This is a genomic window from Falsirhodobacter sp. 1013 (assembly GCF_051195255.1).
In the GTDB taxonomy this organism is placed as follows: Bacteria; Pseudomonadota; Alphaproteobacteria; order Rhodobacterales; family Rhodobacteraceae; genus Falsirhodobacter.
Window position 1 is genome coordinate 279,431 of the sequence record NZ_JBNJLK010000001.1, and the last position, 22,605, is coordinate 302,035.

Consider the following 22,605-nt stretch of genomic DNA (forward strand, 5'->3'; position numbering starts at 1 on the left):
ATGTCCGACATTGATGCGACCCTCCGCCGGCTGCGGTGGCCGATCCGGCTGACCTTGGCGGGCCTGTGGGCCGAGCGGCTTGCACGGTCCTTCTGGCCGCTGTGGACGATTGCCCTCATCACATTCGCCACGCTGGCCTTCGGCGTGCAGGACCGCCTGCCGCTGGAGGTGGTCTGGGGCTGGATGGTCGTCATCGTGCTGGGCGGGTGCGCGCTGCTGATCCGGGGCATCCGCCGTTTCCGCATTCCACGGCGGGCCGAGGCGGTGGCCCGTCTGGACGCCTCGCTTCCCGGCCAGCCCATCGCGTCCCTGACCGACACGCAGGCCATCGGCAGCGCGGACCCCGCCTCGGCCGCCGTGTGGGACGCGCATCGCCGCCGCATGGCCCAAAGGGCCGAAGGCGCGCGGCCCGTGGCGCCCAAGCCCGACCTGCCCCGGCGCGACCCCTTCGCCCTGCGCTATTTCGCGCTGACGGCGCTGGTCGTGGCGCTTCTGTTCGGGTCGGTCTGGCGTGTGGCGACGGTGGCGGGGCTTCCGGGTGGTCAAGTGGCCGCCACGGGGCCCATGTGGGAAGGCTGGATCCAGCCCCCCGCCTATACCGGCAAGCCCGCCTTGTATCTGAACGATCTGACCGGGCCCATCACCGTGCCGGTGAACAGCCACGTCCTTTTGCGCCTTTACGGGGGCGTGGGCGATCTGACCGTGGCGGAAACCGTGTCGGCCCGGACCGAGGCGGCCACCGCCTCCGCCCCCCGGCAGGAGTTCGACATCCGGCAATCCGGCCTTCTGACCATAGCGGGCGACGGTGGCCGCGAATGGTCCGTGACGGTCACGCCCGACGCGCCGCCCACCCTGTCCGGCACCGGCGATCTGACGAGGGAAGCGGACGGCAAGATGCGCCTGCCCTTCCAAGCCGCCGACGATTACGGCGTCACCGGCGGCCAGGCCGAGATCGCGCTGGACCTGCCCGCCGTCGACCGCCGCTATGGCCTGACGGCCGAGCCGGAGCCGCGCGATCCCATCCGCATCGACCTGCCCTTGCCGGTGTCGGGGCAGCGCACCGCGTTTTCCGATGTGCTGGTGCAGGATCTGTCCCAGCATCCTTATGCCAACCTGCCGGTGACGATCCGCCTCAGCGCCACCGACGCGGCCGGGCAGACCGGGATGGCGGAGCCGATCCACACCACCCTGCCGGGCAAGCGCTTCTTCGATCCCCTCGCCGCCGCGCTGGTCGAAATGCGGCGCGATCTTCTGTGGTCGCGCGGCAACGCGCCCCGCGTGGATCAGGTGCTGCACGCCATCACCCATCGTCCCGAAGGGCTGTTCCGCAACAACCGCGTCTTCCTGCGCCTGCGGGCCGTGATGCGGGACCTGTCCACCGCCGGCCCCGAGATCACGACCGAAGCGCGCGACCGCCTGGCCGAAGAGCTTTGGGCCATCGCCCTTCTGGTGGAGGATGGGGATGCCAATTCCGCCCGCGAACGCATGCAGCGCGCGCAGGACCGGCTGAGCCAGGCGATGCGCGACGGTGCCGATCCGTCCGAGATCGAAAGCCTGATGCAGGAACTGCGGCAGGCGACCGACGACTACATCCGTGAACTGGCCGAAAACGCCCAGCGCAACCCCGACCAGCAGCAGGCGCAGGGCGAAGGGCAGGAACTGACCGGCGACCAGCTTCAGCAGATGATGGACCAGATCCAGTCGCTGATGCAGCAGGGCCGCATGGCCGAAGCGCAGGCCCTGATGGACCAGCTGCGCCAGATGATGGAAAACCTGCAGGTGACCGAAGGGGAAGGCGGCCAAGGCTCCGGTCCCCCCTCCATGCGCCAGTTGCAGGACACGCTGCGCGACCAGCAGGACCTGTCGGACGAAGGCTTCGAAAGCCTTCAGGACGGCCAGCCCGACCGTCAGGGCCTTGCCGACCGCCAGCGCGAGCTGCGCGAGCGTTTGGGTGAGTTGGGGGAGCTTCCGGGTCAGGACACGCCCCCCGGACAGGAAGGCCAGCGCCAGATCGACCGTGCGGGCCGCGCCATGGACAAGGCCGAACAGGCGCTCCGCGACGGCGACATGTCCGGCGCGCTGGACCAGCAGGCCGAGGCGATGGAAGCGCTGCGCGACGGTTTGCGCCAGATGAACGAGGCGCTGGCGCAGGAACAGGGCGAACCGCAAGGGGGCGAGCCCTCTGAACAACAGGGCCAGACCGAAGGCGACGGCCGCGATCCCCTTGGCCGCCCGCCGGGGGATTCGGCGCGCATCGGCTCTGACCGGAACCTGCTGCAGGGCGAGGATCAGGCCCGACAGCGGGCCGAGGAACTGCTGGGCGAAATCCGCCGCCGCGCCGGCGAACAGCAGCGCCCCGAGGAGGAGCGCGACTACCTTCGCCGGCTTCTGGATTTCTTCTAGCGCGAGTCGCGCACCTGCAGGATCCAGTCATGCACCTGCAGGCGCAGGGCGTCCACCTGATCGGTGTAACGGGTCAGCGGGCCAGTCAGCGACGGAACCTCCCGCTCCAGCCGTGGTGCGCCGATGTAAAGCCCGGTCAGCAGGCCCAGCGGCACCACGGCCAGAAATATCCCCGTCACGAAGCCGCGGCGGCGGCGGCGGCGGGGGGCGGACACCACGGGCGGCGGGGGCACGCCGTCCCGGCGGCGCTGGGCCGCCTCGCGCTCGGCCTCCTCGCGCAGGAAGGCGCGAAAGTCCTCGGGCGCGCGCGCGGGGGGCTTGGGCAGCGGAACGGGCGCGGGCCGGGCCGGCGCGGGCTTCAACTGGAACCAACGGTGGCCGCAGGCGGAACAGGTCACCTCGCGCCCGGCCTCGGGAATGGCGTCCGCCCCCACCTCATATTGTGCGCCGCATCCCGGACAGCCAAGCCGCATCGTTTTTCCCTTCGCTTTCGGGTGTTGTAGCAATGACGGGAATGCTATCCAAGGCCGGAGCCGCCGCATCGCAACAGGGGAACAGGGTGATCGCCTTCGACAATGTCGCCTACAGCTATGGAGGAGCGGAGCTGCTGTCCGGCGTCACGCTGGCCCTGCAGCCCGGATCGTTCCATTTCCTGACCGGACCGTCAGGGGCGGGCAAATCCACCTTCCTGAAGCTGTGCCATGGCGAGTTGCTGGCCACGCAGGGCACCGTCACCCTGTTCGACCGCGACATCCGCAGCGTGAACCGCGACGGGCTGGCCCGCATGCGCCGCCGCGTGGGCGTGGTGGAACAGGATTGCCGCTTCCTCGACCATCTTCCGGTGGCCACGAACGTCACCCTGCCGCTGAGCGTGACGGCGCGCGAGGCCGATCCGCAGGACCTCTCGGACCTCTTGCACTGGGTGGGCCTGACAAAGCATGCGGGTGCCCTGCCCCCGCAGCTTTCGGGCGGTGAACGCCAGCGGGCGGCCTTGGCCCGCGCCATCATCATGTCCCCCGACCTGCTGCTGGCCGACGAACCCACCGGCAACCTCGACTGGGACATGTCGCTGCGCCTTTTGACCCTGCTGGTGGAGTTGAACCGCATGGGAAAGACCATCGTGATCGCCACCCACGACCTGAACCTGATCCGCGCCGCCAAGACGCAGGTGGGCGCGCGCGTTCTGCGCATCCGGGCGGGCCGGCTGGAACTGGCGGGGGCGGATCTGTGATGTCCATCGGCACGATCCTGCGCGACCTGACCCGCCCCGATCCCGGCGCCGAACGGCTGGTGCCCCCCACCGGCACCGGCGCCTGGCTGACGGTCTTCACGGCGGGCGTCATGGCCTTTCTGGCCGTCTTCGCGCTGGCCCTGTCGCTGGCCGCGGGGCGGCTGGCCGACCGCTGGTCCGACGCGCTGGCCCGCACCTCCACCATCCGCATTTCGGCCGAGGCGGCGCAGGTCCAGACCCAGGTTGACGCCGTGATGGCGGTCCTGCAATCGACCCCCGGCATCGCCAACGCCCGCCCCCTGTCGGACGAGGAGGAGCGCGCCCTGCTCGCCCCCTGGTTCGGCGCGGACCTGCCCTTGGACACCCTGCCCATCCCCAAGCTGGTGGAGATCACCGAGGACGGGGCCGGCTATGACGCCGAAGGCCTACGCCAGCGCCTTGCGGCCGAAGCGCCGGGCGCCGTGCTGGACGACCACGCCCGCTGGCGGCAACCGCTGGCGGCGGCGGCCGGGCGGTTGCGGCTGCTGGGCTGGGGCTCGCTTCTGCTGATCCTTGCGGCCACGGGGGCGGTCATCACACTGGCGGCCAACGCCTCGCTCGCCTCCAACGCGCAGGTGCTGCGGGTGCTGCGCCAGATCGGGGCGCAGGACGGCTATATCGCGCGGGCCTTCGTGCGGCGCTTCACGCTGCGCACGCTGGGCGGATCGGCGGCGGGCGTTCTGATGGCGCTGGTGGCCATCTGGATCACGCCGTCCTCGCAGGCCGCCGAAGGGTTCCTGACGAACCTTGGATTTTCGGGCGCAAGCTGGCTGCTGCCGTGGCTGCTGCCCCTTCTGTGCGGGGGCGTGGCCTTTGCGGCCACCCGGGCCGCGGCCTTCCGCAAACTGGCCGAAATGCCATGATCCGCTCCCTCCTCTTCGCAGTGCAGATGTATGTGGCGATGGGGGTTCTGGGGCTGGTGTTCCTGCCGGCGGCGCTTGTGTCGCCTGACGGGGCGATCCGCGCCTGCAAGCTGTGGTGCCGCTGGGTGCGCTGGACCGCGCGCTGGATGATCGGCCTGCGGACCGAGGTGCGGGGCACCCCACCCCACGGGCCGGTTCTGGTCGCGGCCAAGCATCAGTCCTTTCTGGACGTGATCCTGATCTTCGCGGCCTTGCCCCGCCCCCGTTTCGTGCTGAAGGCCGAACTGATGCGCCTGCCCGTCTTCGGCTGGTATGTCGGCCGCCTGGGCTGCATCCCGGTGGAGCCGGGCAGGAAAGGCGAAACCACCGCCCGCATGATCGCCGCCGTGGGGCGGAACACCGGCGGCCAGGTCGTCATCTATCCGCAGGGCACGCGCGTGCCGGTGGGGGAGGATCGGCCCTACCGTTACGGGGTGGCCGCGCTCTATGGCCACCTGAACCAGCCCTGCGTGCCGGTGGCGACCAATGTCGGCCGCTTCTGGCCCCTTGGCCTGCGCCGCCACCCCGGCCTTGCGGTAGTGGAGTTTCTGGACCCCATCGCCCCTGGCCTACCCCCCGACCTGTTCCTCACCCTGATCGAGGCGCGGATCGAAGCCTCCTCCACCGCCCTTCTGGACACCGACCATGACCCCCATCGCCACGCTTGACGACCTTCACGCCCTGTACGGCCAGCCGAGCGAGGCCGCCCGCAGCAAGGTGACGGACCACCTGACCCCCGCCTATGCCGCCTTCATCGAACGCAGCCGGTTCTGCGTGCTGACGACCGTGGGGCCGGAAGGGACGGATGGCAGCCCGCGCGGGGATGATGGCCCGGCCGTGCGCGTCCTGGATGCACGGACGCTGGCGATGCCCGACTGGAAGGGGAACGACCGGATCGACTCCCTGCGCAACATCGTGCGCGACGGACGGTGCAGCCTGATGTTCCTGGTGCACGGGTCGAACAACGCGATGCGGGTGAACGCGACCGCAAAGCTGACGGCGGATGACGGGCTGCGGGCCAGCTTCGCGCGGGGCGACCTGCTTCCGCGCAGCGTCATCCTGTTCCGGGTAGGGGAAGTCTACAGCCAATGCGCGCGGGCGCTGCTGCGGTCCGGCCTGTGGTCGCGCGGACCGGACGCGGAAGGTCTGCCCACCGTCGGCGACATGCTGCGCGAGGCGACGGGCGGGACCTTCGACGGTCAGACCTATGACCGGGAATGGGCGGCCCGCGCCACCCGGACCATGTGGTAGCTCTCAGGCCGCGAGGCTCTTGCTGCCCATGTTCAGGAACTTCTGACGACGGTCCGTGACCAGCGTCTTGGCGTCCAGGCCGGACAGTTCCTTCAGCATCGTGGCGATGGCCTTGCCCACGGCGTCGATCGTTTCGGTCCGCCCGCGCTGCGCGCCGCCCAGCGGTTCCTGGATGATGCGGTCGATCACGCCCAGCTTTTGCAGGTCCTGCGCGGTCAGGCGCAGCGCCTCCGCCGCCTCGCGCATCTTCTCGGCGTCCTTCCACAGGATCGACGCGCACCCTTCAGGAGAGATCACGGAATAGACCGAATGTTCCAGCATCGCGACGCGGTTGCCGGCGGCAAAGGCCACGGCCCCGCCCGAGCCGCCTTCGCCGATGACGGTGGCCAAGACCGGCACCCCGATCTCAAGGCATTTCATGGTCGAACGGGCGATCGCCTCGGACTGGCCGCGTTCTTCCGCGCCTTTGCCGGGATAGGCGCCGGGCGTGTCGATCAGGGTGATGACCGGCAGGCCGAAGCGGTCGGCCATGTCCATCAGGCGGATCGCCTTGCGATACCCTTCGGGACGGGCCATGCCGAAGTTGCGTTCGATCCGGGACTTGGTGTCGTGGCCCTTTTCATGCCCGATCACCACGACCGGCTGATCGTGGAAGCGCGCGATGCCGCCCATGACGGCGTGATCGTCGGCGAAGTTCCGGTCACCGGCCAGCGGCGTGTATTCGGTGAACAGCGCCTCGATGTAGTCCTTGCAATGCGGGCGTTCGGGGTGACGCGCCACCTGCGTCTTCTGCCAGGCCGTCAGCCCCTTGTAGAGGTCGCGCAGCATCGTCTCGGCCTTGCGGTCCAGCGCGACGGCCTCTTTCTCCACATCCATCGTGTCGTTCTGGCGGGCCATGGCGCGAAGTTCCTCGGCCTTGCCCTCGATCTCGGAAAGCGGCTTTTCGAATTCCAGATACTGCATTGCATGGGTCCCTGATGGATGTTGCGGGTTATATGCCCGTGTCGCACGCCTGATGCAACCGCGCCGCCGGAAACGACAACGCCCCGGGGTTCCCCCCGAGGCGTGCCATCCTCCCCTTAATGCCGCCGAAGCCTCCCCGCATCGGCGGCCGGGTATGTCTGCGGCCAATCAAACGATCAGCCATGACGAGAGAGTGACCGCGATTCAGGCAGTCTGTCAACAAAAGTTTACAAAGGAGTGTAAGCGCAAAATCCTTGCCTTCCGTCAGACAACGTTGCGCAGATCAAAGCATATGGAGAAGCATCCATTGCATTTTATAAAAAAAGCCGAAGATTCTTCGACGAGATCTGCCATCCACCCCTGATTTTGAAAGCCGATTTTCGCAACGTCATCCTAGGCTTGGTGAAACCGTGCAAAGGATTCGCCCGATGATCGAAACTCCCTACCTGCTGTTCCTGGGCGACGCGCCCGACGCCCTGGCCGCCAAGGTCGCGCAGGGAATCAAGGACTGGCGTCCGGAATACGCCAAGGGGCAGTTCCGCATGGAAGGCTGCAAGGCCGACATGGGCCTGACCGACATGACCATCGACGAGGCGGTCGCCGCCGGCGTGAAGACGCTGGTGATCGGAGTCGCGAACCGTGGCGGCGTCATCTCCCCCGCGTGGAAGAAGGTTCTGGTGGAGGCTTTGGAGAAGGGTCTCGACCTCGCCTCGGGCCTGCACAACCTGCTGCGGGACGAGGCCGATCTGGTCGCCGCCGCCAGCGCCCACGGCCGCCAGTTGCACGACGTGCGCGTGCCGGCGGTGCAGTATCCCATCGCCAACGGCAAGAAGCGCACGGGCAAGCGGATGCTGGCCGTGGGCACGGATTGTTCGATCGGCAAGATGTACACCGCGCTGTGCGTGGAAAAGGAAATGCGCGCCCGCGGCATGAAGGCCGACTTCCGCGCCACGGGTCAGACGGGCATCCTGATCACCGGCGGCGGCGTGCCGCTGGACGCCGTGATCGCGGACTTCATGGCGGGTTCCGTGGAATACCTGACGCCCGACAACGACGCCGACCACTGGGACCTGATCGAGGGTCAGGGCTCGCTCTTCCACGTGTCCTATTCCGGGGTCACGCTGGCGCTGGTGCATGGCGGCCAACCCGATGCGCTGGTGGTGTGCCACGAACCCACCCGCGACCACATGCGCGGCCTGCCGGAATACAAGCTGCCGACGCTGGAAGCCGTGCGCGACATGGCGCTGGCGCTGGCCAAGGTGGCGAACCCCGAGTGCAAGGTCGTCGGCTATTCCATCAACACGCAGCACATGTCGGACGCCGACGCCAAGGCCTACATCGCCAAGGTGGAAGCCGATCTGGGCCTGCCCGCCACCGACCCCTTCCGCTTTGGCGCGGGCAAGCTGGTGGACGCGCTGGACGCGATCTGAAACTGTCGCGGGGGCCATCGCGCCCCCAACAACCAAAGGAGGTCGGCATGATCGACGTTCTGGCCGAGACCTTCAAGCTGGCCCAGGTCTTCACCATCAGCCGCGGTTCGCGCACCGAAACGCGGGTCATCACCGTCAGGATCGCGCAGGGCGGCGTCACCGGCTGGGGCGAATGTCTGCCCTATGCCCGTTATGACGAAACGCTGGACAGCGTGGCCGACCAGATCGCCACCCTGCCCGCCAACGTGACACGCGCCCAGTTGCAGGGCCTGCTGCCCCCGGGGGCTGCCCGCAACGCCGTGGATTGCGCCTTGTGGGATCTGGAAGCGAAGGCTTCCGGAAAGCGCGTCTGGGAACTGGCGGGCCTGTCCGCCCCCCGGCCAGAGATCACGGCCTACACCCTGTCGCTGGACACGCCCGAGAACATGCGGACGGCGGCGGCGAAGAACGCGCACCGTCCGCTTTTGAAGATCAAGCTGGGCACCCCCGACGACATGCCGCGGCTGGAAGCCGTCCGCGCCGGCGCGCCGAACACGAAGATCATCGTGGACGCGAACGAAGGCTGGACGGCGGAGGTCTATTCCGACCTTGCCCCCCATCTTGTCCGCATGGGCGTGGCGCTGGTCGAACAGCCGCTGCCCGCCGGCGCCGACGACATGCTGGCCGAGATCGCCCGCCCCCTGCCCGTCTGCGCCGACGAATCCTGTCACGACCGCGCCAGCCTGCCGCATCTGAAGGGCAAGTACGACGTCATCAACATCAAGCTGGACAAGACCGGCGGGTTGACCGAGGCGTTGGAACTGAAGCGGGCCGCGCGGGCCGAAGGCTATGGCCTGATGGTCGGCTGCATGGTCGGCACCAGCCTTGCCATGGCCCCCGCCCTTCTGGTGGCGCAGGGCGCGCAGTTCACCGACCTTGACGGCCCCCTGCTTCTGGCCGAAGACCGCGAGCATCCGCTGCGCTTCGACGAGGCCGGCGTCCACCCGTCCGACGCGACACTCTGGGGATAGACCATGACACGCACCGTCTATGTGAACGGCGACTACCTGCCCGAAACCGAAGCCAAGGTTTCCATCTTCGACCGCGGCTTCCTGATGGCCGACGCCGTGTACGAGGTGACCTCGGTCCTGGGCGGCAAGCTTCTGGACTATGCGGGCCATGAAAAGCGCCTGGCCCGTTCGCTGAACGAGCTGGACATGGTCAACCCCGTCACGCCCGAGGATCTGCTGGAAGTCCATCGCCAGCTGGTGGAGCGCAACGGGATCGAGAACGGGCTGATCTATCTGCAGATCACGCGCGGCAATGCGGGCGACCGCTCCTTCGTCTTCCCCGACACCTCGGTCCCCGGCACCATCGTGCTGTTCACCCAATCCGTGCCGGATCTGGAACTGCCGAAGTCGGCGCAGACCGGCATCAAGGTCATCGCCTTCGACGACCTGCGCTGGGGCCGCCGCGACATCAAGACGGTGCAGCTTCTGTGGCCATCCATGGCGAAGATGGCGGCCAAGAAGGCCGGCTGCGACGACGCGTTCTTCGTCAAGGACGGCATGGTGACGGAAGGCTCGTCCTCCAACGCCTATATCGTCAAGGGCAACAAGATCATCACGCGCCCGCTGTCGAACGACATCCTGCACGGCATCACCCGCGCCACCCTGCTGGTCTATGCCGCCGAGGCGCAGTTCGAGATCGAGGAGCGCGCCTTCACTATCGAAGAAGCGCAATCGGCGGACGAGGCGTTCGTGACGGGTGCCTCGACTTTCGTGATGCCGGTGATCGAGGTGGATGGAAAGCCCGTCGGCACCGGCGCCCCCGGCCCCGTCGCGCGCCGCCTGCGCGAGCTGTACATCGCCGAAGGCAAGAAAGCCGCGATCTAACGGCCCGAGGGCGAGCGGGGGGCGCTTTCCCGCAGCCAGATATCGGCCACATCCTCGCGCGGCAGGTCCGCGCGGGGCGTGTCCCGCGCCATTTGCGGCATGTCGTCGGGCAATGCGGCAAGGGCGGGACTGCCCATCCCCAGACAGATCGCGGCGGCCAGCCATCTCAGCATGCTCATCTCCGTTCGGATGATGAGGCGAAGATGGCGGGGCGCCCCTTTCACGTCAAAACGCGGTTGCGTGATCCTTGCCCACATCCTGCACGGCCGCCGCGATGATCGGGGCCAGACGGTACGCCCAGGCGGCCTGCTGGTCATCCGTCCGGATCAGGTCGTTGCGCAATTCGATCAGCGTGTTGTGGCGGCCCTTCCGAAGGGCGTGACGGTCGATCGCGTCGCCCGGCAGATGCCCGTCATAGGGTTCGTTGTCGCCGATGCACAGGTCCGGTTCGGCCCGCAGGCGGGCGATCAGGGTCTGCGACAGGCGGCTGTCCAGATGCGAATGCAGCACCCCCACATGCCAGGGCCGCGGCGGCCGCCCGTTCAGGCGCGGCGTGAAGCTGTGGATCGACACGATCGCCGTGTCGTCCCGCCGCGCCGCCAGCCGCGCCAGCGCCGCATGATATGGGCGGTACAGCGCGTTCAGCCGCCGCTCCACCTCGGCCGCGTCGGCGTGGCGGTTCGCGGGGATGATCGTCCCGTCATACAGCCGCATCAGAAGGGTCGGGTCATCCTCCCCCCGGTTCGGATCGATGACCAGACGCGAGAAATTGGACAGGATCGCCGTCGCCCCCAGCCGGTCGGCCAGCGCCACCGACAGGCCCGCCGCCCCCACGTCATAGGCGATGTGACGCTCCATGTCGGCGGCGGCCACGCCCAGATCGCCGCCGTTCACATCGGGCGGCACATGGTTCGTCGCGTGATCGCAAGTGATCAGGATTTGGGCATCCCGCGCGTCGCCGTGAATGATGAAGGGTGTCACGGGCGCTCCTTGTCGCATTTCCTTGCACTTCGGCCTATATGGCCCGTTGACGCGACAGATGCCAGCCGACGGATGTTGTGCGCTAACAGGAATGCGGGCAGAACGTTCGTCGAGGAATGGGAGAATTGAATGAGACGCCTTCGCAACGTCAAGATCGTGGCCACCCTGGGTCCGGCCTCCAGCAGCTACGAGGTGATCCGCGCCCTGTTCGAGGCCGGAGCCGACGTGTTCCGCCTGAACATGAGCCATGGCACGCATGACGACATCCGCGCCCGGCACGAGATCATCCGCCGGATCGAGACCGACACCGGCCGCCCCATCGGCATCCTGGCCGACCTTCAGGGGCCGAAGTTGCGCGTGGGCGTCTTCGCCAACGGGTCCGAGGAACTGGCCGTCGGCGCGCCCTTCCGCATGGACCTGTCGAACGCGCCGGGCGATGCGGCCCGCGTGAACCTGCCCCACCCGGAAATCTTTGCCGCGCTGGAACCCGGAACCTCGCTTCTGGTGAACGACGGCAAGATCCGCCTGCGGGTCAACGAATGCGGCCCCGATTTCGCCAATTGCGTGGTGGAAGTCGGCGGCACCATCTCCAACCGCAAGGGCGTGAACGTGCCGGACGTGGTGCTGCCGGTGGCGGCCTTGTCCGAAAAGGACCGGCGCGATCTGGAATTCGTGTGCGAGCTGGGCTGCGACTGGCTGGCCTTGTCCTTCGTGCAGCGCCCCGAGGACGTGATCGAGGCGCGCGAACTGGCCAAGGGCCGCGCCGCCATCCTGTCCAAGATCGAAAAGCCGGCGGCGGTCAACGCCTATGACGCCATCCTGGAAGTGTCCGACGGCATCATGGTCGCCCGCGGCGATCTGGGCGTGGAACTGCCGGTCCACGCCGTTCCGCCCATCCAGAAGCGCCTGGTGCGCGGCGCGCGCGCGGCGGCCAAGCCGGTGATCGTGGCCACGCAGATGCTGGAATCGATGATCGATTCCCCCGTGCCCACCCGGGCCGAGGTGTCGGACGTGTCGGGCGCGATCTATGAAGGCGCCGATGCGGTGATGCTGTCGGCCGAATCGGCCGCCGGCAGCTATCCAATCGAGGCGGTGACGACGATGAACAACGTCGCCATCTCGGTCGAAAGCGACCGCACCTACCGCGAGGTGATCGAGGCCAGCCGCCGCGCCAAGCGGTCCACCGTGGCCGACGCCATCGTCGCCGCCTCGCGCGAGATCGCGGAAAGCACGCCCATCAAGGCGATCTGCTGCTTCAGCCAGACCGGAACCACGGTGTCGCTGGTGGCCCGCGAACGCCCCCGCGTGCCGATCATGGCCCTGACCCCGCTGATGGCGACCGCACGCCGCATGACCCTGACCTGGGGCACGCACAGCGCCATCACCGACGTGCAGCACCGCTTCAAGGGCGCCGTTCTGGCCGCCGCCAAGGCCGCGCGCGAAGCCGGCTTCGCCACGATCGACGAATCCATCGTCGTCATGGCGGGCGTGCCCTTCAACCGCGCAGGCACCACGAACATCCTGCGCGTCGCGCCTTGCGACGAACGCCTGATCGTCAGCGCCGAAAGCGAATGATCCTTGCGGGGGGCGGCGATCCCGATTATACGCCGCCCCCTGATACCCGTGCGCCCGGCCGACGTGGCATTGCCGTGGCGCACGTTCACAACTCGCAAGAGGAGATGAAAATGCCCAAGATGAAGACCAAATCGGCCGCGAAGAAGCGTTTCAGCTTCACGGCTTCCGGCAAGGTGAAGGCTGGCCCCGCCGGCAAGCGCCACGGCATGATCAAACGCTCGACGAAATTCATCCGCGACGTCACGGGAACGATGATCCTGTGCGCTTCGGACGAGAAGATCGTCAAGAAATACATGCCCTATAACCGGTAAGGAGAGCGTAGATGTCCCGCGTCAAATCCGGCGTTGTCACGCACGCCCGTCACCGTAAAGTCATCAAGGCGGCCAAAGGCTATTACGCCGCCCGTTCGACGAACTTCCGCACCGCGACCCAGGCCGTCGACAAGGCCAACCAGTACGCGACCCGCGACCGCAAGACCCGCAAGCGCACCTTCCGCGCCCTGTGGATCCAGCGCATCAACGCGGCCGTCCGTCTGTTCGACGCCGAGATGACCTATTCGCGCTTCATCAACGGTCTGGCCGTGGCCGGGATCGAAGTGGACCGCAAGGTTCTGGCCGATCTGGCCGTGCGCGAGCCCGAGGCGTTCAACGCCATCGCGGCGCAGGCGAAAAAAGCTCTCGCCTGATCTTCGAAAAGCCCCGCCTCGGCGGGGTTTTTTATTGCCCGCCTTGCCAGCACGCGCCCTGACGGCTAATCCAAGGCCGGACCAAGGAGGCCGGCATGGACGGGATCGACACGCTTCGCGACACATACCTCAATCGCATCAAGGATGCCGGGGATGAGGCTGCGGTGGAGGAGCTTCGCCTTGCCGCCCTTGGCAAGAAGGGCGAGATCAGCCTGAAGATGCGCGAACTGGGCAAGATGACGCCCGAGGAGCGGCAGACCACCGGCGCCGCCCTGAACATCCTGAAGGACGAGATCGACGCCGCCCTGCGTGCCCGCAAGGCCAGCCTTGCCGATGTCGCGCTGGAACAGCGCCTCGCCTCCGAATGGCTGGACGTGACACTGCCGGGCCGCCCGCGCCGCACGGGCACCATCCACCCCGTCAGCCAGGTCATGGACGAGTTGACCGCCATCTTCGCCGACATGGGCTTTTCCGTGGCCGAAGGCCCGCAGGTCGAATCCGACTGGTACAACTTCGACGCGCTGAACATCCCGCCCGAGCATCCCGCCCGGCAGGAACACGACACCTTCTTCATGCACCGCGCGCCGGGCGACGACCGCCCGCCCCACGTGCTGCGCACCCACACCTCGCCGGTGCAGATCCGCGCGCTGGAAGCGAACGGCGCGCCGATCCGCGTGATCGCGCCGGGCCGCGTGTATCGCATGGACATGGACCAGACCCACACGCCGATGTTCCACCAAGTCGAAGGCTTGGCGATCGACCGCAACATCTCCATGGCAAACCTGAAATGGGTGCTGGAGGAGTTCTGCCGCGCCTTCTTCGAGGTGCCGTCGGTGGAACTGCGTTTCCGCGCCTCGCACTTCCCCTTCACCGAACCCTCGGCCGAGGTCGACATCCGCTGTTCGTGGAAGGACGGCCAGCTGAAGATCGGCGAGGGGGACTCGTGGATGGAGATCCTCGGCTCCGGCATGGTGCACCCGAAGGTCTTGCAAGCGGCGGGCGTGGACCCGACCCACTGGCAGGGCTTCGCCTTCGGCATGGGCATCGACCGGATTGCCATGTTGAAATACGGCATCCCCGACCTGCGCGCCTTCTTCGAATCCGACCTGCGCTGGCTGCGCCATTACGGCTTCGCCTCGCTCGACATGCCCGACCTCGCCGGCGGGCTGAGCCGTTAAGGAGACACCGACATGAAATTCACCCTCTCCTGGCTCAAGACCCATCTCGACACGGCCGCCAGCCTGGACGACATCGCCTATGCCCTGACTGATCTGGGGCTGGAGGTGGAAGGCATCGCGGACCCCGCCTCGAAGCTGAAAAGCTTCACGCTGGCGAAGGTCCTGCACGCCGAACAGCATCCCGACGCCGACCGCCTGCGTGTCTGCCGCGTCCTGACGGACGAGGGCGAAAAGCAGATCGTCTGCGGCGCCCCGAACGCCCGGACCGGCATCACGGTCGTCCTGTGCAAGCCCGGCGACTATGTCCCCGGCATCGACACCACGCTGGGCGTGGGCAAGATCCGCGGCGTCGAATCCCACGGCATGATGGCGTCGGAGCGGGAGCTGGAGCTGTCGGAGGAGCATGACGGCATCATCGAACTGCCCTCGGGCGAGGTCGGAGAGCGTTTCGTCGACTGGCTGGCCGAGAACCGTCCCGGCGCGGTCGATCCGATGATCCACATCAAGATCACGCCGAACCGCCCCGACGCGCTTGGCGTGCGCGGCATCGCGCGCGATCTGGCGGCCCGCGGCCTTGGCACGCTGAAGCCGCTGACCGTCGAACCCTTGCCGGGCACCTTCCCCAATCCGATCACGCTGCGTCTGGAAACGGCGGCTTGCCCGCTGTTCGCCGGCCGCGTGATCCGCGGCGTGACGAACGGCCCTTCCCCCGACTGGCTGCAACAGCGGCTGAAGGCGATCGGGCTGCGTCCGATCTCGGCGCTCGTGGACATCACCAACCTGTTCACCTTCGATCTGAACCGCCCGCTGCACGTCTTCGACGCGGCCAAGGTGCAGGGCCATCTGGTGGTGCGCGAGGCGAAGAAGGGCGAGGAACTGCTGGCGCTGGACGGCAAGACCTATGCCCTGCGCCCCGGCATGGTGGTAATCGCCGATGACAACGGCGTCGAATCCCTTGGCGGCATCATGGGCGGCGAGGTGTCGGGCTGCGACGACGCGACCACGGACGTCTATCTGGAGGCCGCGTATTTCGACCCGATCACCACGGCCACCACCGGCCGCGCGCTGAAGATCAACTCCGACGCGCGCTACCGTTTCGAACGCGGCATCGACCCCGCCTTCACGGTGGACGGGATGGAACTGGCCACGCGCATGATCCTCGACCTGTGCGGGGGGGAGGCGTCGGAGGTACAGGTCGCAGGCGCCGTGCCCGACACCGCCCGTGCCTACCGTCTGGACACCGACCGCGTCGTGTCGCTGGTGGGGATGGAGATTCCGGCCGCCGAACAGCGCGCCACGCTGGAAGCCCTTGGCTTCCGGCTGGAGGGCGACATGGCCCATGTCCCCACCTGGCGCCCTGACGTGCTGGGAGAGGCGGATCTGGTCGAGGAGATCGCCCGCGTTGCCTCGCTGACGAAGCTGGAGGGCAAGCCGCTGCCCCGCAGCGCTGCCGGTGTGCCGCTGCCGATCCTGACCCCGCTGCAACAGCGCGAGAAGATGGCGCGGCGGACGCTGGCCTCGCTCGGCTACAACGAATGCGTCACCTACAGCTTCATCAATGCCGGGGATGCGGCGCTGTTCGGCGGCGGCGCGGACGCCGTGCGGGTGGAAAATCCCATCAGTTCCGAAATGACGCATCTGCGGCCCGACCTGCTGCCCGGCCTTCTGCGGGCCGCGGCGCGCAATCAGGCGCGCGGCTTCATGGATCTGGCCCTGTTCGAGGTCGGCCCCGCCTTCACCGGCGGTGAGCCGGGTGAACAGGTGCTGCACGCCACGGGCCTTCTGGTCGGTGCCTCGGCCGCGCGCGATCCCTTCGCCTCGCACCGCGCGGTGGACGTGTTCGACGCCAAGGCCGACGCCGAGGCGGTGCTGGCCGCCCTTGGCGCGCCCGCGAAGGTGCAGATCACCCGCAAGGTGGGATCGTGGTGGCATCCGGGCCGTTCGGGCGTGATCGGCCTTGGCCCCAACGCCCTTGCCACGTTCGGGGAAGTGCATCCCCGCATCCTGCAGGCGCTGGACGTCAAGGGGCCGGCGCTGGCCTTCACGATCCACGTGGCGGCCATCCCCTACCCCAAGGTGAAGACGCCCACGCGCCCCGCACTGAAGCTGTCGGACCTGCAGGCGGTGGATCGCGACTTCGCCTTCGTGGTGGACGCCCGGACCGAGGCGCTGACGCTGGTGAACGCCGCCGCCGGGGCCGACAAGGCGCTGATCGAAAGCGTGCGCGTGTTCGATCAATTCACCGGCGACAAGGCCGAGGCGCAGATGGGCGCGGGCAAGAAGTCCATCGCCCTGACCGTGCGTCTGCAACCGACCGAAAAGACGCTGACCGACAAGGACATTGAGGCGGTCAGCGCCAAGATCATCGAAAAGGTGACCAAGGCCTCGGGCGCGACCCTGCGCGCCTGAGGCCCTTTCAGACGGCGATGTTGTCGATCAGGCGCACGCCGTCGATCGACGCCGCCGCCAGCAGACGGGCCGGACGGGACAGGGTCCCGACCGGCTCCAGCGTTTCGGCGTCGCACAGCTCCACGTAATCGACGGATGCGAAGCCCGCCGCCCGCAGTGCTTGCGTGGCATTGTGCAGAACCGTCGCGGCCTCCCCACCTTGCCGGACCGCCCGTGCGGCGTGCTGAAGCGCCTCGTGCATCGCCACGGCCTCGGCCCGCGCGCCCGTCCCCAGACGGCGGTTGCGCGAGGACATGGCAAGGCCGTCGGCCTCGCGCATCGTCGGGCAGCCTTCGATGCGGATCGGCAGGTTCAGGTCGGTCACGAAGCGGCGCACGATCTGAAGCTGCTGCCAGTCCTTTTCGCCAAAGAAGGCGACGTCGGCCTGCGACATGGTGAACAGCTTCAACACCACCGTCGCCATCCCGTCGAAATGTCCCGGCCGGTGCGTGCCTTCCAGTCGGTCGCCCAGCCGGTCCACATGCAGGGAGGAGGCGAAGCCCGCAGGATACATCTCCTCGACCGTGGGCAGGAACACGGCGTCCACGCCGTCCAGCAGCGCCACGTCCCGCGCCTCGTCCCGGGGATATTTCTCCAGATCCTCGGGGTTGTTGAACTGCTTGGGGTTGACGAAGATCGACACGATCACCCGCCCGCAGTCGGCGCGGGCCCGGTCCACAAGGCTCAGATGTCCTTCGTGCAGCGCGCCCATCGTGGGAACCAGCCCCACCGTCGCGCCATCCGCCTTCCAGCCCGCGACCAACGCACGCAGATCCGCCACGGTCCGGACGATCATTTCACGCTGTCCGCAAAGGAATGTTCGGCGGCGGGGAAGGTGCGGGCGCGCACTTCGGCGGCATAGGAAGCGATGGCCTGATCGGCGTCGCCCGCCAGATTGGCATAACGTTTGACGAATTTCGGACGGAAATCCGCGAACAGGCCCAGCATGTCGTCCACGACCAGGATCTGCCCGTCGCAGTCCGGTCCCGCGCCGATGCCGACGGTTGGCACGGCCACGGCTTCGGTGATGCGGCGCGCAAGGCCCTGCGGCACCTTTTCCAGAACCACCGCGAAGGCCCCCGCCTCGGCCACGGCCACGGTGTCGGCCAGAACGCGGTCGCCATCGGCGTCGCGCCCCTGCACCTTGTAGCCGCCCAGGGTGTTCACCGCCTGCGGGGTCAGGCCCACATGGCCCATCACCGGCACCCCGCGCGCGGTCAGGAAGGCCACGGTGTCGGCCATGGACACGCCGCCTTCCAGCTTCACCGCCGCAGCCCCCGTTTCACGCAGCAGGCGCGAAGCGTTGCGGAAGGCCTGTTCGGGGCTTTCCTCATAGCTGCCGAAGGGCATGTCGATCACGCACAACGCGCGGGACAGCCCGCGCATCACCGCCTGCCCGTGCAGGATCATCATCTCCATCGTGACGCCAAGGGTGGACGGCAGGCCGTGCAGCACCATGCCAAGGCTGTCACCCACCAGCGCCAGATCGCAATGCGCGTCGACCAGTTTCGCCATGGGCGTGGTGTAGGCGGTCAGGCAGACAACGGGCTTGGCACCCTTGCGCCCCCGGATGTCCGAAGCCGTCAGGCTCCGGATCTGGACATTCGCGCTCATGTGGCCTCCCCGATGGTTGTGCGGGTAGGGTTATAACGGCGCGGTTCCCGGGATGCCAGCCTCAGCCGGCCAGGGCCAGTTGCGGCACGGGTTCGATGTCGCCATCCGCATCCTCAACCCAGCGGCCTTCGTAGTTCAGGCTTTCCGCCTCGGTCCGCACCTTGACGCGGGCGCCCGTTTCCACCCGGTTGTACAGGTCGATGATGTCCTGGTTGAACAGGCGGATGCATCCGGCCGACGTCGCCCGCCCGATGGAACGGTTGTCGATCGTGCCGTGGATCCGGTAATAGGTGTCGCGGCCGTTGCGATAAAGATACAGCGCCCGTGCGCCCAGCGGGTTTTCCAGACCGCCCGGCAGACCGCCCGCGTATTCGGCATAAAGCTCCGGCTGGGTGCGGATCATGTTGCGCGTCGGGGTCCAGTTCGGCCACTGGCGTTTCATGCCGATCGTGGCGTTGCCGCGGAAGGCCTTGCCTTCGGGACCGACGCCCACGGCATAGCGCATCGCCCGGCCGTTCCCCAAAACGTAGTACAGGCGGCGCGCGAACGGATCGACGACGATAGTGTTGGCCGCTTCGGGCCCGGTATAGGCCACTTCCTGGCGCACCTTCTCCTCGTTCAGCAGGCGCGTGTCCACGGCGGGGATCAGGATGTCCCCGTCCTGCACGGGGGCATAGTCAGGGTGGACGGCCGGACGCGTCGCCTGGGGCGGCGTGGAGGCACAGGCGGACAGCAGCGCCATCGACAGGATGACAGCGACATGGCGGATCTTGAGACGCACCGGTTTATTTCCCCATTCTCGTATTCTCAGGGGGGCAAACTGCGCCGGGGGGGCCGGAGGTCAACCCGTCTTGTGCCCTTTGGGCCCAAGGCGTGGCCCGAAAGCCACCCTTCAGGAATAGCTGCGCACCAGCGCCGCCGCCACCAGCGACCATCCGTCCGCCACCACGAAGAAGGCAAGCTTGAACGGCAGGGACACGACGGCCGGCGGCACCATCATCATCCCCATCGACATCAGCACGGCCGAGACGACCAGATCGATCACCAGGAACGGCAGAAACAGCAGGAACCCCGTTTCGAACGCGCGCTGGATTTCCGACAGCATGAAGGACGGCACGAGAACGGACAGCGGCGCGTCTGGCAAGGCCGGCACAGGGCCTTCGCGCAGCGCCGCAAGGGCCTGATAGGCGTCGGGATCCAGACGCGCCTGCATGAAGGCGCGGAACGGGCCGGTGATGGCGGGCCAGGCCGTCTGAAGATCGCTCCGCCCTTCGGTCAGCGGTTGCACCCCGTTCACCCAGGCCTCGGTCAGCACCGGGTCCATCACGAACCAAGTCAGGAACAGCGCCAGGCTGATCATCAGCATGTTCGGCGGTGCCTGCTGCAATCCGATGGCCTGACGCAAGATCGACAGCACCGTCACGATGAAGGGAAAGCACGTGACCATGATGGCGATGCCGGGCACCAGGCTCAGCACCGTAACCAGTGCGATCAGCTGGACCGTGCGCCCTGTCAGCGATTCGCCCCCCGCCCCCATGTCGAGGGTCAGCTGCTGCGCCGCGGCCGGACCCGCCAGCAGGACCAGCAGCAGCGCAAGGCGGATCACAGCGTGCCCCCGCCACTGGCCACTTCGGTCAGGCGCACGGCCAACTGGCCGGCCTGATCGCCTTCGCCTTCCTGCAGCACGCCGCGCGCGATCAGCCGATCGCCGACATACAGCTCCACCGGGTCTTCCACCCGACGATCCAGGGTCAGCACGGCGTCGCGCTGCATTTTCAGAAGCTCCCGCACCTGCGGGCGGGCCTTGCCGACCGAGACGGTGATCTCGATCGGGACGTGGGAAAACGGGCTGTCATCCATGGCGAAGTTCCTGGTTCAGGGTGAAAAGATCGTCCAGCGCCGACAGGATCTCCGTTACGGCGGCCGAAGGGTCGACGCGTGTTTCGGCGGCACCCCCCAGCACCCGGACGGCACCACGCGGGGCCTGCGGATCGCTGTCGATGATCAGGGGGAAGGTCGGGGCGGGCAGGTGCGGGCGCAGGGCGGCCATATCCTCCGGGTGCAGCACCAGCCGAAGGGGACGCGCGGTGGCGGTCGCGGCCAAGGGCGCCACGGCCTCGGCCACCAGGGGGCCCAGCGCCGCCATGGCGGCGGCCGGCAGAACCGCCCCCAGGATCTGGCGCAGCAGCGGATCGAGTTCGGCCAGCATCTCCTCCCGCGCGCCGTTCCAGGCGAAGGCCATGTCCTGCAGGCTGCGCGACAGGGTTTCGGCCAGATCCAGTTCGGCGCGGCGAGTTGCGGCCGCCTGTTCCGCCTCGGCCTCGGCGCGCCCTTCGGCACGGGCCAGGCGCCGGATCTCGTCCAGTTCGGCCGCGTCCGTCAGAAGAACCTCGGTTTCATCAAAGGATTCAAGCCGCAGGGGGATCATGCGCGTTCCTCCTTGTCCATCCAGCCCCGCAGGACCTCCACCGATTCGACCTGCCGCGCCTCGATCAGGCGGCGCAGGCGGGCAACGGGATCGGGCGCTTCCTCCACGGCCTCGGCCTCCGTGATCTCCCCTTGCAGGGGCGCGGTGCCGGGCAGCGCCAGCAGCGGCGGTTCGATCGCCAGCGGCTCGGGCTGGCGCGTCAGGATCGGGCGGACCACGAACAGGCCCAGGATCAGCGCCACCAGCGCCAGCACCCCGATCTGCACGATCTGCATGAGGTTGAGCTTACCCAGCGATGACAGCATCCCCGCCTCGGCCAAGGTGCCTTCCGGCGTGGCGCTGGCGTCGAACTGCAGGCTGCGGATCGTCAGCGCGTCCCCCCGCCCTTCGTCCAGCCCCACGGCCGATGCGACGAGGTCGCGCAGCGCCTGCATCTCCTCCTCGGGGCGCGGGGTCCAGCCGTCGTCGGTCCGCATCCCGTCCACCAGAACGGCCACGCTGATCTTGCGGATGTCGCCGGGCTGGCGCAGCAGGTCGCGCTGCGTTTCCGACACTTCGTAATTCACCGTTTCATGCGTTTCCGAATTGGAGCTGCGCCCTTCCCCGCCCTCTTCCGCGGCATCGCCGTCGGGCAGGTTCGAGGCCACGGTCACCGCGCCCGAAGGCCGCGTATCGCTGGCGGTCTTTTCCACGGTTTCCTGGCTGACGGGAACGCGGCCCTGCGGATCGAATCGCCGCTCCATGATCTGTTCGCGCTCGGTCTCCAGCTCCACCGCGACCTCCACGACGGAATGGCCCGTGCCCACGCGCGCCGCCAGTAGGCGTTCGACGTTCTGGCGCAACTGCTCGGCGCGGTCGGTGGCGGGGGGCGTGGCGTTGGTGTCGATCAGCCCGCGCTGACTGTCGATGACAGCCACATCCTCCACCCGCATGCCGGACACGGCGCCCGCGACCAGCGACTGCACCGCCTTGGCCTGCGCGGGCGTCAGGCCCGCACGGCTGGCCGTCAGCGTCACGCTGGCCGTCGGAGTCATCTCGCGCCGGAAGACCTGTCCGTTTTCCGCCGCGATGTGGACGCGGGCGGACTTCACCTCGGGCATGGCCAGGATGGTGCGGGCCAGCTCCCCTTCCTTGGCGCGCAGATAGGCCGCGTCAAACATCTGCGAGGTGGTGCCGAAGCCCGACAGCCCGTCCAGGATCTCATACCCCGCGGCGCCGGAATCGGGCAGGCCCTGCCCCGCCAGCATCATCCGCAGCCGGTCGCGCTGCGTCACGTCCACGCGGATCGAATCCCCCTCGATCACATAGGCCACGCCCTGCTGTTCCAGGGCGGTCACGACCTCTCCGGCCGATTGGGGGTCCAGACCCGAATAAAGAAGACCCATCTCCGGCGTGGTGGCCACCCGGGACAGGATCAGGATCGCGGCGAACATCGCCATGGTCGCCCCCACCACCACCGCCTTGCGTGCAAGGGTCATGGCCTTCCACAGGGACAGCACGTTCTGCATGTCGCAACACCTTGTCTTTCCAGCGCCTTCACGGGCTTCTGCCCTTGGGTCCTGTGTGCCGCATCGGACTTAACAATCGGTTAGTGGAATGCCGC

General features: G+C 67.9%; 24 protein-coding genes. 13 read left to right on the forward strand and 11 right to left on the reverse strand.

Annotation, left to right across the window (positions count from 1 at the left end; all coding sequences use genetic code 11):
• A complete protein-coding gene (locus tag ACSHZY_RS01485) occupies positions 1–2,403 on the forward strand; it encodes a DUF4175 domain-containing protein (protein WP_435164427.1) in 2,403 nt (800 codons plus the stop codon).
• On the opposite strand, the gene ACSHZY_RS01490 is transcribed toward ACSHZY_RS01485, so the two are convergent.
• Positions 2,400–2,876, reverse strand: a complete 477-nt coding sequence (locus ACSHZY_RS01490) for a zinc-ribbon domain-containing protein (protein ID WP_435164429.1) — start codon at positions 2,874–2,876, stop codon at positions 2,400–2,402. The two genes, ACSHZY_RS01485 and ACSHZY_RS01490, sit on opposite strands and share 4 nt — an antisense overlap.
• An 86-nt stretch (positions 2,877–2,962) precedes the next feature.
• Between ACSHZY_RS01490 and ACSHZY_RS01495 the strand changes: the two genes are divergently transcribed.
• From ACSHZY_RS01495 to ACSHZY_RS01510, 4 genes are read left to right on the forward strand one after another with little or no spacing between them, the layout of a single operon-like run.
• Complete coding sequence (locus tag ACSHZY_RS01495) at positions 2,963–3,634, forward strand: cell division ATP-binding protein FtsE (RefSeq protein ID WP_435164431.1); 672 nt, start codon at positions 2,963–2,965, stop codon at positions 3,632–3,634.
• Complete coding sequence (locus ACSHZY_RS01500) at positions 3,634–4,536, forward strand: cell division protein FtsX (RefSeq protein WP_435164433.1); 903 nt, start codon at positions 3,634–3,636, stop codon at positions 4,534–4,536. Before ACSHZY_RS01495 ends, ACSHZY_RS01500 begins: the two co-directional genes overlap by 1 nt.
• On the forward strand, positions 4,533–5,243 hold the full coding sequence (locus tag ACSHZY_RS01505) for a lysophospholipid acyltransferase family protein (protein WP_435164435.1): 711 nt from the start codon (positions 4,533–4,535) through the stop codon (positions 5,241–5,243). The genes ACSHZY_RS01500 and ACSHZY_RS01505 overlap by 4 nt, the downstream gene beginning before the upstream one ends.
• Positions 5,221–5,826: a pyridoxamine 5'-phosphate oxidase family protein gene (locus ACSHZY_RS01510; RefSeq protein ID WP_435164436.1), complete on the forward strand. Its 606-nt coding sequence runs from the start codon at positions 5,221–5,223 to the stop codon at positions 5,824–5,826. The genes ACSHZY_RS01505 and ACSHZY_RS01510 overlap by 23 nt, the downstream gene beginning before the upstream one ends.
• 3 nt (positions 5,827–5,829) lie before the next feature.
• On the opposite strand, the gene ACSHZY_RS01515 is transcribed toward ACSHZY_RS01510, so the two are convergent.
• Positions 5,830–6,789: an acetyl-CoA carboxylase carboxyltransferase subunit alpha gene (locus ACSHZY_RS01515; RefSeq protein ID WP_435164438.1), complete on the reverse strand. Its 960-nt coding sequence runs from the start codon at positions 6,787–6,789 to the stop codon at positions 5,830–5,832.
• A gap of 428 nt (positions 6,790–7,217) precedes the next feature.
• On the opposite strand from ACSHZY_RS01515, the gene dgcN reads away from it, so the two are divergent.
• The 3 genes from dgcN to ACSHZY_RS01530 are packed head-to-tail and all read left to right on the forward strand — an operon-like array spanning position 7,218 to position 10,093.
• Positions 7,218–8,219, forward strand: a complete 1,002-nt coding sequence (gene dgcN, locus ACSHZY_RS01520) for an N-acetyltransferase DgcN (RefSeq protein ID WP_435164440.1) — start codon at positions 7,218–7,220, stop codon at positions 8,217–8,219.
• Between the two features lie 47 nt (positions 8,220–8,266).
• Positions 8,267–9,229, forward strand: coding sequence for an N-acetyl-D-Glu racemase DgcA (gene dgcA / locus ACSHZY_RS01525; protein ID WP_435164442.1), 963 nt, complete (start codon positions 8,267–8,269; stop codon positions 9,227–9,229).
• Between the two features lie 3 nt (positions 9,230–9,232).
• Positions 9,233–10,093, forward strand: a complete 861-nt coding sequence (locus ACSHZY_RS01530) for a D-amino-acid transaminase (RefSeq protein ID WP_435164444.1) — start codon at positions 9,233–9,235, stop codon at positions 10,091–10,093.
• Here the strand turns inward: ACSHZY_RS01530 and ACSHZY_RS01535 are convergent.
• Both ACSHZY_RS01535 and ACSHZY_RS01540 read right to left on the reverse strand, forming a co-directional pair.
• On the reverse strand, positions 10,090–10,272 hold the full coding sequence (locus ACSHZY_RS01535; RefSeq protein WP_435164446.1) for a hypothetical protein: 183 nt from the start codon (positions 10,270–10,272) through the stop codon (positions 10,090–10,092). The two genes, ACSHZY_RS01530 and ACSHZY_RS01535, sit on opposite strands and share 4 nt — an antisense overlap.
• 46 nt (positions 10,273–10,318) lie before the next feature.
• Complete coding sequence (locus tag ACSHZY_RS01540; RefSeq protein WP_435164448.1) at positions 10,319–11,074, reverse strand: N-formylglutamate amidohydrolase; 756 nt, start codon at positions 11,072–11,074, stop codon at positions 10,319–10,321.
• Positions 11,075–11,203: 129 nt separating this feature from the next.
• Here ACSHZY_RS01540 and pyk point away from each other — a divergent pair, with 129 nt between their 5' ends.
• The 5 genes from pyk to pheT all read left to right on the forward strand — a co-directional run bounded on the left by pyk (position 11,204) and on the right by pheT (position 16,921).
• Positions 11,204–12,649, forward strand: a complete 1,446-nt coding sequence (gene pyk, locus ACSHZY_RS01545) for a pyruvate kinase (protein ID WP_435164450.1) — start codon at positions 11,204–11,206, stop codon at positions 12,647–12,649.
• 110 nt (positions 12,650–12,759) lie between these two features.
• A complete protein-coding gene (gene rpmI, locus ACSHZY_RS01550) occupies positions 12,760–12,960 on the forward strand; it encodes a 50S ribosomal protein L35 (RefSeq protein WP_045387658.1) in 201 nt (66 codons plus the stop codon).
• Positions 12,961–12,971: 11 nt separating this feature from the next.
• Positions 12,972–13,334 carry a 50S ribosomal protein L20 gene (rplT, locus tag ACSHZY_RS01555; protein WP_435164452.1) on the forward strand — a complete coding sequence of 121 codons (363 nt, stop codon included), beginning with the start codon at positions 12,972–12,974 and terminating at the stop codon, positions 13,332–13,334.
• A gap of 95 nt (positions 13,335–13,429) precedes the next feature.
• Positions 13,430–14,512: a phenylalanine--tRNA ligase subunit alpha gene (gene pheS / locus ACSHZY_RS01560; RefSeq protein WP_435164454.1), complete on the forward strand. Its 1,083-nt coding sequence runs from the start codon at positions 13,430–13,432 to the stop codon at positions 14,510–14,512.
• Between the two features lie 12 nt (positions 14,513–14,524).
• Positions 14,525–16,921, forward strand: a complete 2,397-nt coding sequence (pheT, locus tag ACSHZY_RS01565) for a phenylalanine--tRNA ligase subunit beta (protein WP_435164456.1) — start codon at positions 14,525–14,527, stop codon at positions 16,919–16,921.
• A gap of 7 nt (positions 16,922–16,928) precedes the next feature.
• Here pheT and panC read toward each other — a convergent pair whose 3' ends face one another.
• The 7 genes from panC to fliF all read right to left on the reverse strand — a co-directional run bounded on the left by panC (position 16,929) and on the right by fliF (position 22,510).
• Complete coding sequence (gene panC, locus ACSHZY_RS01570; RefSeq protein WP_435164458.1) at positions 16,929–17,756, reverse strand: pantoate--beta-alanine ligase; 828 nt, start codon at positions 17,754–17,756, stop codon at positions 16,929–16,931.
• A complete protein-coding gene (gene panB, locus ACSHZY_RS01575; protein ID WP_435164460.1) occupies positions 17,753–18,574 on the reverse strand; it encodes a 3-methyl-2-oxobutanoate hydroxymethyltransferase in 822 nt (273 codons plus the stop codon). The genes panC and panB overlap by 4 nt, the downstream gene beginning before the upstream one ends.
• A 61-nt stretch (positions 18,575–18,635) precedes the next feature.
• A complete protein-coding gene (locus ACSHZY_RS01580; protein ID WP_435165430.1) occupies positions 18,636–19,316 on the reverse strand; it encodes a L,D-transpeptidase in 681 nt (226 codons plus the stop codon).
• Between the two features lie 150 nt (positions 19,317–19,466).
• Entirely contained in the window at positions 19,467–20,177 is a 711-nt protein-coding gene (gene fliP, locus ACSHZY_RS01585) for a flagellar type III secretion system pore protein FliP (protein WP_435165432.1), read from the reverse strand.
• Positions 20,177–20,434, reverse strand: coding sequence for a FliM/FliN family flagellar motor switch protein (locus ACSHZY_RS01590; protein ID WP_435164462.1), 258 nt, complete (start codon positions 20,432–20,434; stop codon positions 20,177–20,179). Before ACSHZY_RS01590 ends, fliP begins: the two co-directional genes overlap by 1 nt.
• Positions 20,427–21,002, reverse strand: a complete 576-nt coding sequence (locus ACSHZY_RS01595; protein ID WP_435164464.1) for a hypothetical protein — start codon at positions 21,000–21,002, stop codon at positions 20,427–20,429. Before ACSHZY_RS01595 ends, ACSHZY_RS01590 begins: the two co-directional genes overlap by 8 nt.
• Complete coding sequence (fliF, locus tag ACSHZY_RS01600) at positions 20,999–22,510, reverse strand: flagellar basal-body MS-ring/collar protein FliF (protein ID WP_435164466.1); 1,512 nt, start codon at positions 22,508–22,510, stop codon at positions 20,999–21,001. Before fliF ends, ACSHZY_RS01595 begins: the two co-directional genes overlap by 4 nt.
• Between the last annotated feature and the right edge of the window lie 95 nt (positions 22,511–22,605).

Bases quoted from the DNA above. Each gene is read 5' to 3' on its own strand.
- ACSHZY_RS01485 (WP_435164427.1), top strand. From the start codon at position 1: ATGTCCGACATTGATGCGACCCTCCGCCGGCTGCGGTGGCCGATCCGG.
- ACSHZY_RS01490 (WP_435164429.1), bottom strand. From the start codon at position 2,876: ATGCGGCTTGGCTGTCCGGGATGCGGCGCACAATATGAGGTGGGGGCG.
- ACSHZY_RS01500 (WP_435164433.1), top strand. From the start codon at position 3,634: ATGTCCATCGGCACGATCCTGCGCGACCTGACCCGCCCCGATCCCGGC.
- ACSHZY_RS01505 (WP_435164435.1), top strand. From the start codon at position 4,533: ATGATCCGCTCCCTCCTCTTCGCAGTGCAGATGTATGTGGCGATGGGG.
- ACSHZY_RS01510 (WP_435164436.1), top strand. From the start codon at position 5,221: ATGACCCCCATCGCCACGCTTGACGACCTTCACGCCCTGTACGGCCAG.
- ACSHZY_RS01515 (WP_435164438.1), bottom strand. From the start codon at position 6,789: ATGCAGTATCTGGAATTCGAAAAGCCGCTTTCCGAGATCGAGGGCAAG.
- dgcN (WP_435164440.1), top strand. From the start codon at position 7,218: ATGATCGAAACTCCCTACCTGCTGTTCCTGGGCGACGCGCCCGACGCC.
- dgcA (WP_435164442.1), top strand. From the start codon at position 8,267: ATGATCGACGTTCTGGCCGAGACCTTCAAGCTGGCCCAGGTCTTCACC.
- ACSHZY_RS01530 (WP_435164444.1), top strand. From the start codon at position 9,233: ATGACACGCACCGTCTATGTGAACGGCGACTACCTGCCCGAAACCGAA.
- ACSHZY_RS01535 (WP_435164446.1), bottom strand. From the start codon at position 10,272: ATGAGCATGCTGAGATGGCTGGCCGCCGCGATCTGTCTGGGGATGGGC.
- pyk (WP_435164450.1), top strand. From the start codon at position 11,204: ATGAGACGCCTTCGCAACGTCAAGATCGTGGCCACCCTGGGTCCGGCC.
- rpmI (WP_045387658.1), top strand. From the start codon at position 12,760: ATGCCCAAGATGAAGACCAAATCGGCCGCGAAGAAGCGTTTCAGCTTC.
- rplT (WP_435164452.1), top strand. From the start codon at position 12,972: ATGTCCCGCGTCAAATCCGGCGTTGTCACGCACGCCCGTCACCGTAAA.
- pheS (WP_435164454.1), top strand. From the start codon at position 13,430: ATGGACGGGATCGACACGCTTCGCGACACATACCTCAATCGCATCAAG.
- pheT (WP_435164456.1), top strand. From the start codon at position 14,525: ATGAAATTCACCCTCTCCTGGCTCAAGACCCATCTCGACACGGCCGCC.
- panC (WP_435164458.1), bottom strand. From the start codon at position 17,756: ATGATCGTCCGGACCGTGGCGGATCTGCGTGCGTTGGTCGCGGGCTGG.
- panB (WP_435164460.1), bottom strand. From the start codon at position 18,574: ATGAGCGCGAATGTCCAGATCCGGAGCCTGACGGCTTCGGACATCCGG.
- ACSHZY_RS01580 (WP_435165430.1), bottom strand. From the start codon at position 19,316: ATGGCGCTGCTGTCCGCCTGTGCCTCCACGCCGCCCCAGGCGACGCGT.
- ACSHZY_RS01590 (WP_435164462.1), bottom strand. From the start codon at position 20,434: ATGGATGACAGCCCGTTTTCCCACGTCCCGATCGAGATCACCGTCTCG.
- ACSHZY_RS01595 (WP_435164464.1), bottom strand. From the start codon at position 21,002: ATGATCCCCCTGCGGCTTGAATCCTTTGATGAAACCGAGGTTCTTCTG.
- fliF (WP_435164466.1), bottom strand. From the start codon at position 22,510: ATGCAGAACGTGCTGTCCCTGTGGAAGGCCATGACCCTTGCACGCAAG.